Here is an 11,651-nt window from a genome sequence, read left to right as displayed (position 1 = left end):
CCAGCTCACTGGAGTTCGCATGAAGATGGAAAGCCTGAACTGCGGCCTGAGTGCCGAGCAGCTTGAAGCGCACTGGATGCCCTTTACCGGAAACCGGGACTTCAAGAAGAACCCACGCCTGATTACACGCGCAGAGGGTGCCTACCTGTATGACGCCAATGGGCGACAGGTGTTTGATGGGCTCTCCGGGCTCTGGTGCTCTGGATTGGGGCATTGCCGCCCGGAGATCACCGAAGCCATCCGACGCCAAGCGGCGACACTCGATTACTCCCCAGCGTTCCAGTTCGGGCACCCTACTGCTTTCGAGCTGGCGCACCGAATCAAGGAGATGGCGCCAGCAGGACTCGACTATGTGTTCTTCACCGGCTCCGGCTCCGAATCCGCCGACACCGCGCTGAAGATGGCGCGCGCGTACTGGCGGCAAAAGGGCAAAGCGAGCAAGACACGCTTGATCGGCCGCGAAAAGGGGTACCACGGCGTCAACTTCGGTGGCATCAGCGTCGGTGGCATTGCCGGCAACCGCAAGCTGTTCGGCCAAGGAATCGAGGCCGACCATCTACCGCACACCCAATTGAAGCAAAACGCGTTCTCGCGCGGATCGCCCGAATACGGCGCGCACCTCGCAGACGAACTGCTGAATCTGATTACGCTGCACGATGCGTCGAACATCGCAGCTGTGATCGTGGAACCCTTCTCGGGTTCTTCGGGGGTGGTGATTCCGCCGCAGGGCTATCTCAAACGTTTGCGCGAGATCTGCACGCAGCACGACATCCTGCTGATTTTCGACGAAGTCATCACCGGCTTCGGGCGCACCGGTTCGCTGTTCGGCGCCACGGCTTTCGACGTCGTGCCGGACATCCTCAACGTCGCAAAGCAGATTACGAACGGCGCGGTGCCGATGGGCGCCGTGATCGCGACCGAGGAGATCTACCGCACTTTCATCGATAGCGGTGGCCCGGAATACATGCTCGAGTTCCCGCACGGCTACACCTACTCAGCCCACCCGCTCGCCTGCGCCGCAGCGATGGCGGCACTGGATGTGCTGGAGAAGGAGAACCTCGTGGCGCGCGTCGCTGAAATTGCACCGTACTTCGAGAGCGCGGTGCACGGTCTGAAGGGACTCAAGTACATCAGCGATATCCGCAACTACGGGCTTGCTGCGGGCCTCACCATTGAAGCGATGCCGGGCGAGCCCGCGCGGCGCCCTTACGAGATCGCAATGAAGTGTTGGGAGAAGGGCTTCTACGTTCGGTACGGCGGCGACACGATTCAGCTGGCACCGCCATTCATTGTCGAGAAAGAGCAGATCGATCGTCTGGTCGACGCCCTGGGCGACGTCATCCAGTCGCTGCCCTGATGACCACTCAAACGAACATGCAGGATCGCACCATGAATATCGTAGGTCACCTCATCGGCGGCAAGGCGGTTGCCGACGCCGAGCGCGTGCAGAACATCTACAACCCAGCCACGGGTGAAGCGACCAAGCAGGTCGCCTTGGCCTCATCGGACACCGTTCAGGCGGCGGTCGCCGCAGCGCAGGCCGCTTTCCCTGCCTGGCGCGATACGCCACCAATCAAGCGCGCGCGCATCATGTTCCGCTTCAAGCAGTTGCTTGAAGAGCACGCCGAAAAGATCTGCGCACTAATCACGGACGAGCATGGCAAGGTGCTCAACGACGCGATGGGCGAACTCCAGCGCGGCATTGAGAACGTGGAATACGCCTGCTGCGCGCCCGAGTTACTCAAGGGCGAGCACAGCAAGAACGTTGGCCCGGCAATCGATTCATGGAGCGAATTCCAACCGCTGGGCGTTGCAGCGGGCATCACCCCCTTCAACTTCCCCTGCATGGTGCCGCTGTGGATGTGGCCGATGGCGGTGGTTTGCGGCAACACCTTCGTGTTGAAGCCCTCCGAACGCGATCCGTCTTCGACACTCTACATCGCACAATTGGCGATGGAAGCCGGGCTGCCACCTGGCGTGTTGAACGTGGTCAACGGCGACAAGGTCGCGGTCGATACCTTGCTCGCCGACCCGCGGGTACAGGCGGTGAGCTTTGTTGGCTCAACCCCGATCGCCGAGTACATCTACGCAACCGGCTGTGCCAACGGCAAACGGGTTCAGGCGTTGGGTGGGGCCAAGAACCACGCCATCGTGATGCCCGATGCCGACCTGGACAACGCGGTCAGCGCGCTGATGGGCGCGGCATATGGATCCTGCGGCGAGCGCTGCATGGCGATTCCGGTCGTCGTTGCGGTCGGCGACGCGATGGGTGACGACGTCGTGGCGCGTCTCACCGCAGAACTGGCCAAGATGAAGGTCGGGCCCGGCACCGACAACAGCAACGACATGGGGCCGCTGGTCACGCGCGAGCACTTCAACAAGGTGAAGGGCTATGTAGACCTTGGGGTCGAGGAAGGTGCCACGCTTGTCGTCGATGGCCGTGGCATCAAGGTGCCTGGGCACGAGTCCGGTTACTTCCTTGGCGGCTGTTTGTTCGACAACGTGACCCCGCAGATGAAGATCTACCGTGACGAGATCTTCGGGCCGGTGCTCTCGGTGGTGCGCGTCAAGAGCTTGCAGGAGGCCATGGACCTTATCGATGCCCACGAGTACGGCAACGGCACTTGCATCTTCACCCGCGACGGCGAAGCAGCCCGCTACTTTACCGACAACATCAAGGTCGGCATGGTGGGTGTGAACGTACCGCTGCCGGTACCGGTGGCGTATCACAGCTTTGGAGGCTGGAAGCGCTCGCTGTTCGGCGACCTGTCGGCATACGGCCCGGACGCGGTGCGCTTCTACACCCGCCGCAAGACAATTACGCAGCGCTGGCCGTCGGCTGGCGTGCGCGAAGGAACGGTGTTCAGCTTCCCAAGTAATCGCTGACCGGACAGCCTCATTCCTCCTTGCGGCCCGCCATTGTGCGGGCCGCATTGCTTTTGCCCAATGTCAAGGTCGCGCCCTGCGTGGCGCCCACAATCCGGCTCATCGGTGCGGTTCACGGCATCGTGGGGGTTTCAGGTTGGTTGGGTAGCATCAGCTTCGGGGGAGGCGCGATGTTCCAGATACGCATCCATGGTCGCGGTGGTCAGGGGGTGGTGTCCGCCGCCGAAATGCTCTCGATCGCCGCCTTTCTCGATGGCGAATGGGCGCAAGCCTTTCCCAGCTTCGGTTCAGAGCGCACAGGCGCTCCGGTAGTCGCCTTCTGCCGTATCGACAAGAAGGAGATCCGGTCGCGTGAGCCGGTCATGAAGCCGGACGCGCTGATCATTCAGGATCCCACCCTGCTCCATCAGATCGACGTGTTCGCGGGTCTAGTCAGTACCGGCTACGTGTTGATCAATTCGAGCAGCAGTTTCGAAGAGTTGGGCCTCGCCTCGGTCGCAGAGCGCTTCCCGCCGGCGCACCTATGCACGATGCCCGCGACCGAAATCGCCTTGCGGCATGTTGGTCGCCCGGTCCCGAACGTCCCGCTGCTGGCCGGCTTCGCAGCGATTACCGGCCTGGTGCGACTCGAATCCATCCACGCCGCAATTCGCGAGAAGTTCAATCCGCGCATCGCCGAGGCCAACATCGCGGCCGCGAGTGATGCCTTCGCCACCGCGCGATCAATGGCGGCACTACAACCCGCCGAAATCTGAACTGCCAGTTGGCCGACCGGGCTGCAAGGGAGTCTCACGTGCTTAAACAGATCGAAGGTTCGCGGGCCGTCGCCGAAGCGGTAGCGCTATGCCGGCCCGAGGTGATTTGCGCCTATCCGATATCTCCGCAAACGCACATCGTTGAAGCGCTTTCCGAGATGGTGCGAACCGGCGATATATGGCCCTGCGAATACATCAACGTTGAGTCGGAGTTCGCCGCATTGTCGGTAGCCATCGGCGCTTCGGCCGCGGGGGCGCGTGCGTACACGGCCACCGCCTCTCAAGGCCTGCTGTTCATGGCCGAAGCAGTGTTCAACGCATCGGGCCTGGGCCTGCCGATCGTGATGACGATAGCCAATCGTGCGATCGGTGCGCCGATCAACATCTGGAACGATCATTCCGATTCGATGGCCTTGCGCGACAGCGGATGGCTGCAACTCTTCGCCGAGAACAATCAGGAGGCTCTGGATCTGCACATCCAGGCCTTCAAGTTGGCCGAAGCCTTGTCGCTGCCGGTGATGGTGTGCATGGATGGCTTCATCCTTACCCATGCTTACGAACGCGTCGACATCCCGAGCCAGGCGCTGGTCGACAGTTACCTGCCGCCCTACGAACCGCGCCAACTCCTCGACCCGGACGATCCGGTTTCGATTGGTGCAATGGTGGGCCCCGAGGCCTTCACCGAGGTGCGCTACCTTGCCCACGCGCGGCAACTGCAGGCCCTGGCGCTGATCCCTGAACTTGCGCTTGAGTTCAGCCAGTGTTTCGGCCGGGAAGCCGGCGGACTGATTTCCGAATACCACAGCGAGGGCGCCGACACCGTGATCGTTGCGCTCGGCTCAGTGCTCGGCACCATCAAGGACGTGGTGGACGCGCTGCGCGCCGAGGGTGCCTCGATAGGCGTGCTGGCCATCAAGACCTTCCGCCCCTTCCCGCTCGACGCGGTACGTGAAGCGTTGGCTCAAGCAAAGCGCGTCGTTGTAATCGAGCGCAGCTTTGCCATTGGCCAGGGGGGCATCGTCGCCGACTCGCTGCGCAAGGCACTCGCAGGCCTGCACATTCCAACGCACACCGTCGTCGCAGGTCTCGGTGGCAGGCCGATCACGACTGTCTCGCTCGAACGCTTGTTCCGCACAGCGCTCGCAGGAGCGTTGGCGAGCCTGAGCTTCCTCGACCTCGACCAGGGCGCGGTCGACCGCGTTCTCGCGCATGAACGCGAGGTTCGCCGCAGTGGACCTTTGGCGAACCGGATGGTGCAAGAGATCGCACGTGCCAGTGTCCGCATCGAGTAGGAGAGCAGCATGAGCTTCCAACCTGTCCGCTTCTACCAGACCGGCACCTACACCGTCGGCAACCGGTTGCTCGATGAGGCGCAGCGTACCGTGCAGGCTACCGTCGCCCGCGCCAACTCTCTGACCTCGGGCCACCGCGCTTGCCAAGGCTGCGGTGAGGCACTGGGCGCCCGCTATGCAATGGACGCCGCGATGCATGCCACCGACAGGCAGATGGTGGTCGTCAATGCCACCGGTTGCCTCGAAGTGTTTTCAACGCCCTACCCCGAAACATCATGGCAGGTGCCATGGATGCACTCGCTCTTTGGCAACGCGCCGGCGGTTGCCACGGGCGTTGCCGCAGCCCTGCGCGTGAAGGGGCGGCGCAATGTCCGCGTGATCGCACAGGGCGGCGACGGCGGAACAACTGACATCGGCTTCGGTTGCCTATCGGGCATGTTCGAACGTAACGACGATGTGCTCTACATCTGCTACGACAACGAGGCCTACATGAACACCGGCGTGCAGCGCTCGTCCGCCACGCCCGCAGCGGCACGAACCGCAACAACACCGGCGATGGGGCCGGCGCCCGGCAACGAATTCGGACAAGGCAAATTCTTGCCAGAGATCGCCATGGCGCATCGGATTCCGTATGTCGCTACCGCGAGCGTTGCTGACTTGCGCGATCTGGAGGCAAAGGTAGAAGAAGCCACCCATCTTCGCGGCGCGCGCTATATCCATGTGCTTGTGCCCTGTCCGCTTGGCTGGGGCGCTGCTTCCAGCGACACGATCCGCCTGGCGCGACTGGCAACCGAGAGCGGCCTGTTCCCGATCTTCGAAGCACGCTTCGGTGACGTGAGCGAGGCTCGCCCGATCCGGCGCCCGGTTCCGGTCGATGAGTTCCTGCGCCTGCAAAAGCGCTTTGCGCATCTGTTCGAACCTACGATCGACACCGAACGGATTGCCGTCATCCAGGCGCAGGCCGATCGCAACATCAAGCGTTACGCACTGCTGCCCTGAGGAGCGGAGCCGATCATGGACAAACCGTTTGCCATCACGCTTGACCCAGGCTCGTCGCTGGCCAACCACACCGGCAGCTGGCGCACCGCCCGGCCAAGTTATGTCGACCACCTTCCGCCCTGCAACCAAGGCTGCCCAACTGGCGAAAATATCCAGGGCTGGCTCTACCACGCCGAGAGCGGGCAATACGAGGCGGCGTGGCGGGTGCTGGTTCAGGACAATCCGATGCCAGCGGTGACCGGACGCGTCTGCTACCACCCCTGCGAAGGGGCGTGCAATCGCGCGCGGCTGGATTCTGCAGTCAGCATCCACGCAGTTGAGCGCTTTCTCGGCGACGAAGCGATCAAGCAAGACTGGCAGTTCGCGCGACCGCCAGCCTTGAGTGGCAAGCGCGTGCTGGTTGTCGGCGCAGGCCCGTCTGGCCTGGCTGCGGCGTACCACCTGGCGCGCCTGGGGCATGCGGTGGAGGTGCGGGAAGCGGGCCCGATGGCGGGCGGCATGATGCGCTTTGGTATCCCGAAGTACCGCTTGCCGCGCGATGTGCTGGACGCCGAGATTCGTCGCATTGAACAACTCGGCGTGACGATCCGGCTCAATACAAAGGTCGACCATCTCCTCAAGGCGCGCGATGAAGGTGGCTTCGACGCGGCGTTCGTTGCCGTTGGTGCGCATGTATCCAAACGGGCCTGGGTGCCCGCTGGCGAGGCTGCGCGCATCATGGACGCACTGAGCGTGCTGCGCAGTGTGGAACTTGGCGAAAAGCCCCTGCTCGGCCGCCGTGTGCTGGTGTATGGCGGTGGCAATACTGCGATTGATGTTGCGCGCACTGCACGCCGCCTCGGCGCAGAGGAGGCAGTCATCATCTACCGGCGCACGCGCGACCGGATGCCGGCGCATGACTCCGAAGTTCAGGAAGCTCTGGACGAGGGCGTGATGTTCCGGTGGCTGTCCACGATCAAGATGGGGGCGGACGCGGGAGCGCGTGAGCAATTCACCATCGAGAAGATGGCGCTCGACGAATCCGGTTTTCCTCAGCCAACCGGCGAATTTGAACAGATCGAAGCCGACTCGCTGGTGCTCGCTCTGGGGCAGGACGTTGACCTGTCACTCCTTGATGATGTGCCAGGTCTGCAGCTCACTGACGGCGTGGTCGGCGTCGGCTCGAACATGATGACAGCGTGCCCGGGCATCTTTGCCGGCGGCGATATGGTGCCGGCCGAACGCACGGTAACCGTAGCCCTCGGCCACGGGAAGAAAGCGGCGCGTCATATCGATGCATGGCTGCGGGGTGAGGCCCCAGATGTACCCGAAAAGCACCCGGTGGCCCCCTTCGAACGTCTGAATACCTGGTACTACACAGACGCTCCGCGCTCGGTGCAGCAAGAGCTGGAGCGGGTGCGGCGCGAATCGACCTTCGACGAAGTCGTAAGCGGATTGAACGCAGATACGGCGCTGTTCGAAGCACGCCGCTGCCTCTCGTGCGGCAACTGCTTCGAGTGCGACAACTGCTACGGGGTTTGCCCGGACAACGCGGTGATCAAACTTGGTCCGGGCAAACGCTTCAAGATCAACCTGGACTACTGCAAGGGCTGCGGCCTGTGCGCCGCAGAGTGCCCCTGCGGCGCAATCGAGATGGTGCCGGAGACGATCTGAACTCGTTCAGGACTTGCCGAACACCTCGTTGAGCTGCTGACTGACGCGGATGAATGTGGTGCGCTTGGATAGCTCCTTGAGCTTGCGGGCGCCTACATAGGTGCAAGCTGAACGTACACCGCCGAGCAGATCCTGCAGGGTGTTTTCCACCGGACCGCGATAGTCGATCAGCACCTCCTTGCCTTCGGAGGCACGGTACTCGGCTACGCCCCCGGCGTATTTCTGCATCGCGATACGGGAGCTCATGCCGTAGAAGCGCATCTTGCGTACGCCGTCCACTTCTTCCAGTTGCCCGCCACACTCGTCATGCCCGGCCAGCATGCCACCGAGCATCACGAAGTCCGCCCCGCCGCCGAATGCTTTAGCCACGTCGCCCGGCGTCGTACAGCCGCCGTCCGCACAGATCAAACCGCCCAAGCCGTGCGCGGCATCGGCACATTCGATGATCGCGGAGAGCTGCGGATAGCCCACGCCCGTCATCTTGCGGGTCGTGCATACCGAGCCTGGGCCGATGCCAACCTTGACGATATCGGCCCCGCCCAGCACCAGCTCTTCGGTCATTTCACCGGTAACAACGTTGCCGGCCATGATCGTCAGCGCCGGATAGGCCTCGCGCAGCGAATGGATGAAGTCGACGAACGCCTTGGTATAGCCGTTCGCAACGTCGATGCAGACGCTCTTGATTGCCGGCCCTGCCCGCTCCATGACCCGGCGAAACTTCGCCATGTCCGCGGCCCCGATCCCCATCGAGTAGAAGCGGGTGGCGTTATCTGGGAGTGCGCTGAAATGGGCTACCAGGGCGTCATCGTCGTAATGCTTGTGCAGCGCGGTCGCGAGCATCTGCTTGTCGAGCGCGGTGGCCATTTCGAATGTGCCCGTGACGTCCATGTTGGCCGCAACGATTGGTACGCCGCGGTACTTCCGCCCTGAGTGCAGGAAGGTGTACTCACGCGAAATGTCGACCTCCGATCGCGACGACAAGGTCGACCGCTTTGGGCGGATCAGGACATCCTTGAAGTCCAGTTTCAGATCCTGTTCGATACGCATGCTTCAAACCTCCGTTGTCCTGGGTGGCCACGCGGGCCTTTTGCGGGCGACATGATGCGCCGATTCCAGAACAAGGCAATTGATAATCTTTAATGAACTGACGCACGGGGCGGGCGCTTGCAAGGCCTTACAATCCGCAAGGCATCCGACCTCACCAACTTCCGGCCACCATGAAAACACGCCTGCTCGTTATCAGTATCCTGCTCGTCGCCTCGCCAGTCGCATTTGCGACCACCTACAAGTGCAAGATGGCCGACGGACGGACCGTATTTCAGGATATTCCATGTGCGCCGGAAGCACGGACCGAGCATGTTGGCGCCCAACGGGATGCAGGCTCGGCTTGGCAATTCGAGAAGCGCACCGACGGCAACGGCAAGGCGGGCTGCTTCGTGCAGTCCCCATCGATCGGCTTGGGTTCGCGTTATCGCCCGGTTGCGGTGGCTCGCCTACGTGTCGAGTACACAAAAGAAGGTGAGATCGCGGAACTCGTCTCGGCTGCAGAGCCCGGCACGCCGTCGATGCCCTTCAGCACAAACACCAATGGCGTCGGCATCAACATCGCCGGCCAGGCGTTCCTCTCCGACGTGCACCTGAGCCCGAGTGGCACGTTGCGATTCGGGGCCAAGGATACGGCCAGGCTTGTCAAACAACTTCAGACTGAAGACTCGTTCGTGGTCAGGGCTCGCCATATCAAGTCCGACGCGCTGTTTGACTCGACAGGGGAGCGGTTTGATGGTTTTCTATCAGCCCAGCAGTTGGCTCGCGATTGCGTCGCAACCATCCGCTGACCTCTGAGGGGCTACGCGTCAGTTCGGGGCAAAGGGGCGCTGGCGCTCGGCGGATGGCTCGCGAACCACTCGCCGTTGTTGATCGCCCAGCGACTATCCGGTCGCGTATCGCGTAGGGGCCTTACCGGGCACACTGCAGCCCTGTTGCCCATAGCCTCAGCGCCAGCACAGCGCGGCACGGAAACACCGACAACGTGGATGTTCGCCAGCAACCTAATGAGGTCACGCCATCGCGGCGGCGGTTGGCCTCAGACGGTGGCCGTCGTCCGACTGCACGTCGCAGCATCCAGCCATCCGAGTAGGCCGCTCCATCCCGCTTCCAGCGCTTGTCGTGCCGCAAGGCTCAGTGGGTCACCCAGCTCGAACGAATGCCCCCGCAAGGAAAGCAGTTCCGCCTGTGGTGGCGTCTCCCCGATAACCTGCTCATGCACCGCCAGCAAACCCTGCGGTGAAACCGCATGCGTGGAGTAACTGGCATCGGCTCGGGCGGAAACCGCATCCAGCCGCGCCCCGTTTTCGCCTGACGCGCGCGCATCCACGAACAGCACGCGCTCGCGATCAGCCAGATCGAGGGCATGTTCGATGTTGAGCTGGAAGTCGACGATCACCTCCACGTCGTCCCGGCCTTGGGCAGCAAGCCAGTCTTCCAGCCGATCGGCAAGCATCGGTCCGAGCGCATCGTCACCGCGCCCGGGATTCCCGAACGCAAGAACAAGCACCGGTGCGGCGCTCATGCTTCGGCCTCGCGGCTGAAGCTGCCGTCGCCACTCTTGACCAAGCGGCTGACGACCTCACCATCTGGCGCGATGGCTTCGATGCTCAGCGGCATCTTGCCCACTGCATGGGTCGCGCAGGACAGGCAAGGATCGTATGCGCGGATCGCCACTTCAATGCGATTCAGAAGACCCTCTGTAACCTCTCGCCCGTCGAAACACTCGGCGGCTACGGCACGCACTGACTCGTTCATCGCGGTGTTGTTGCTGGTCGTCGAAACGATCAGGTTGGCCATCGTGATGAGGTCGTTGGAGTCGATCCGGTAATGGTGGAACAAGGTACCGCGCGGCGCCTCGATCACGCCCACCCCTTCACGCAGCGGGGTACCCGAGCGAGAGAGGTCTGTTCCGGTGATTTCCGGATCGTCCAGCAATTCCGCGATCGCCTCTGCGCAATGCAGCAACTCGATCATGCGCGCCCAGTGGTAGCCCAGTGTCGCTTGCACCAGATGGCCGCCGCCGTGGGCCATGAAATCGGCGCGCGCGGCTTCCGCACGTGGCGTCGGAATATGGTCGCAGTTGTTGATGCGAGCCAGCGGGCCCACGCGATACCACCCTTGTTCCCTGCCCAGCGCGGTCAGGAACGGGAACTTCATGTAGCTCCAGGACTTCACTTCCTCATGAAGGATGGAGTTGTAGCCCCGATAGTCAAAATGGTCGAGCACGATGCCGCCGTCGGCGTCCTTCACGCGAATGCCGCCGTGGTAGAGCTCCAAACCGCCATCCGGCGCCACCAGCGACAGGAAGTTCGAGCGCGCCGCGGCAAAGCCCTGGTTTGCGGCCTCATCGGCCACATAGAGCTGCTTGGCAATCGCGAGACCGTGTGAAGCCCAACCCAGCACGGTGAGCATGTCCTGCTTCAAGTAGTCCCGCTCTTCGGCGGACAAGGGCTTGTTGAAACCGCCCGGCACTGAGCCGGTGCCGTGAACACGCTTGCCTGTCAGCACGCGGATCACCTCTTGCCCATACTTGCGCAGCTTCACGCCGATCAATCCGATTTCGGGATGATCCTGCAGAACGCCAACGACGTTCCGATGCGCTACCGGGTCGTCATATCCAAAAAGCAGATCCGGCGAGGCGAGATGGAAGAAGTGCAGCGCGTGTGACTGCAGCACCTGGCCGAAATGCAACAGGCGGCGCAGCTTGGTTGCGGTGGGCGAGATCGGCACGTTGCCGGCGACGAAGAAGTCGGTCGCCTTCGACGCTGCAAGCAGGTGGCTCACCGGGCAGATGCCACAGAGGCGCTGGACCAGCGTCGGCACTTCCCAATAGGGCCGGCCCTGGATGAATTTCTCGAAGCCGCGGAACTCCACGACGTGAAGGCGCGCCTGCCGCACGCGGCGCTCAGCGTCCAGCAGCAGCGTGACTTTGCCGTGTCCCTCTACCCGGCTGACCGGTTCGATCGCGAGGCGCTGCAGGCCAATCGACTCGCTTGCCGTCTCCAGATTTTCGTACATG

10 protein-coding genes are annotated in these 11,651 nt (G+C 62.7%); 7 read left to right on the top strand and 3 right to left on the bottom strand.

Features of this window, described 5'->3' with window-relative positions:
* The first annotated feature begins 19 nt into the window (after nucleotides 1-19).
* The 6 genes from aptA to JY500_RS10525 all read left to right on the top strand — a co-directional run bounded on the left by aptA (nucleotide 20) and on the right by JY500_RS10525 (nucleotide 7,585).
* Nucleotides 20-1,357, top strand: coding sequence for an omega-aminotransferase AptA (gene aptA, locus JY500_RS10550; protein ID WP_246479870.1), 1,338 nt, complete (start codon nucleotides 20-22; stop codon nucleotides 1,355-1,357).
* Nucleotides 1,358-1,389: 32 nt separating this feature from the next.
* Entirely contained in the window at nucleotides 1,390-2,886 is a 1,497-nt protein-coding gene (locus JY500_RS10545) for a CoA-acylating methylmalonate-semialdehyde dehydrogenase (RefSeq protein ID WP_206256317.1), read from the top strand.
* Between the two features lie 170 nt (nucleotides 2,887-3,056).
* A complete protein-coding gene (locus JY500_RS10540) occupies nucleotides 3,057-3,641 on the top strand; it encodes a 2-oxoacid:acceptor oxidoreductase family protein (RefSeq protein WP_172199913.1) in 585 nt (194 codons plus the stop codon).
* A gap of 38 nt (nucleotides 3,642-3,679) precedes the next feature.
* Nucleotides 3,680-4,933, top strand: coding sequence for a transketolase C-terminal domain-containing protein (locus JY500_RS10535; protein ID WP_206256316.1), 1,254 nt, complete (start codon nucleotides 3,680-3,682; stop codon nucleotides 4,931-4,933).
* A gap of 9 nt (nucleotides 4,934-4,942) precedes the next feature.
* Nucleotides 4,943-5,932 (top strand): thiamine pyrophosphate-dependent enzyme, encoded by a 990-nt coding sequence (locus JY500_RS10530; protein WP_206256315.1) that lies wholly within the window; start codon nucleotides 4,943-4,945, stop codon nucleotides 5,930-5,932.
* Between the two features lie 15 nt (nucleotides 5,933-5,947).
* Nucleotides 5,948-7,585, top strand: a complete 1,638-nt coding sequence (locus JY500_RS10525) for an NAD(P)-binding protein (protein ID WP_206256314.1) — start codon at nucleotides 5,948-5,950, stop codon at nucleotides 7,583-7,585.
* 6 nt (nucleotides 7,586-7,591) lie between these two features.
* Here the strand turns inward: JY500_RS10525 and JY500_RS10520 are convergent, their stop codons facing one another.
* Complete coding sequence (locus JY500_RS10520; protein ID WP_206256313.1) at nucleotides 7,592-8,632, bottom strand: GMP reductase; 1,041 nt, start codon at nucleotides 8,630-8,632, stop codon at nucleotides 7,592-7,594.
* A 170-nt stretch (nucleotides 8,633-8,802) separates the two neighbouring features.
* On the opposite strand from JY500_RS10520, the gene JY500_RS10515 reads away from it, so the two are divergent.
* Nucleotides 8,803-9,420: a DUF4124 domain-containing protein gene (locus JY500_RS10515; RefSeq protein WP_206256312.1), complete on the top strand. Its 618-nt coding sequence runs from the start codon at nucleotides 8,803-8,805 to the stop codon at nucleotides 9,418-9,420.
* Between the two features lie 248 nt (nucleotides 9,421-9,668).
* Here the strand turns inward: JY500_RS10515 and JY500_RS10510 are convergent, their stop codons facing one another.
* Nucleotides 9,669-10,154: a hydrogenase maturation protease gene (locus JY500_RS10510; RefSeq protein WP_206256311.1), complete on the bottom strand. Its 486-nt coding sequence runs from the start codon at nucleotides 10,152-10,154 to the stop codon at nucleotides 9,669-9,671.
* A complete protein-coding gene (locus tag JY500_RS10505; protein ID WP_172199892.1) occupies nucleotides 10,151-11,650 on the bottom strand; it encodes a Ni/Fe hydrogenase subunit alpha in 1,500 nt (499 codons plus the stop codon). Before JY500_RS10505 ends, JY500_RS10510 begins: the two co-directional genes overlap by 4 nt.
* Between the last annotated feature and the right edge of the window lies 1 nt (nucleotide 11,651).

The organism is Niveibacterium microcysteis, assembly GCF_017161445.1.
GTDB classification, from domain to species: Bacteria; Pseudomonadota; Gammaproteobacteria; order Burkholderiales; family Rhodocyclaceae; genus Niveibacterium; species Niveibacterium microcysteis.
The sequence above is the reverse complement of the archived record's forward strand: the minus strand, read 5'-3'. Positions and strand labels throughout refer to the sequence as shown.

Coding starts and splice junctions, on each gene's coding strand:
- aptA (WP_246479870.1), top strand. CDS start 20: ATGAAGATGGAAAGCCTGAACTGCGGCCTGAGTGCCGAGCAGCTTGAA.
- JY500_RS10545 (WP_206256317.1), top strand. CDS start 1,390: ATGAATATCGTAGGTCACCTCATCGGCGGCAAGGCGGTTGCCGACGCC.
- JY500_RS10540 (WP_172199913.1), top strand. CDS start 3,057: ATGTTCCAGATACGCATCCATGGTCGCGGTGGTCAGGGGGTGGTGTCC.
- JY500_RS10530 (WP_206256315.1), top strand. CDS start 4,943: ATGAGCTTCCAACCTGTCCGCTTCTACCAGACCGGCACCTACACCGTC.
- JY500_RS10525 (WP_206256314.1), top strand. CDS start 5,948: ATGGACAAACCGTTTGCCATCACGCTTGACCCAGGCTCGTCGCTGGCC.
- JY500_RS10520 (WP_206256313.1), bottom strand. CDS start 8,632: ATGCGTATCGAACAGGATCTGAAACTGGACTTCAAGGATGTCCTGATC.
- JY500_RS10515 (WP_206256312.1), top strand. CDS start 8,803: ATGAAAACACGCCTGCTCGTTATCAGTATCCTGCTCGTCGCCTCGCCA.
- JY500_RS10510 (WP_206256311.1), bottom strand. CDS start 10,154: ATGAGCGCCGCACCGGTGCTTGTTCTTGCGTTCGGGAATCCCGGGCGC.
- JY500_RS10505 (WP_172199892.1), bottom strand. CDS start 11,650: ATGTACGAAAATCTGGAGACGGCAAGCGAGTCGATTGGCCTGCAGCGC.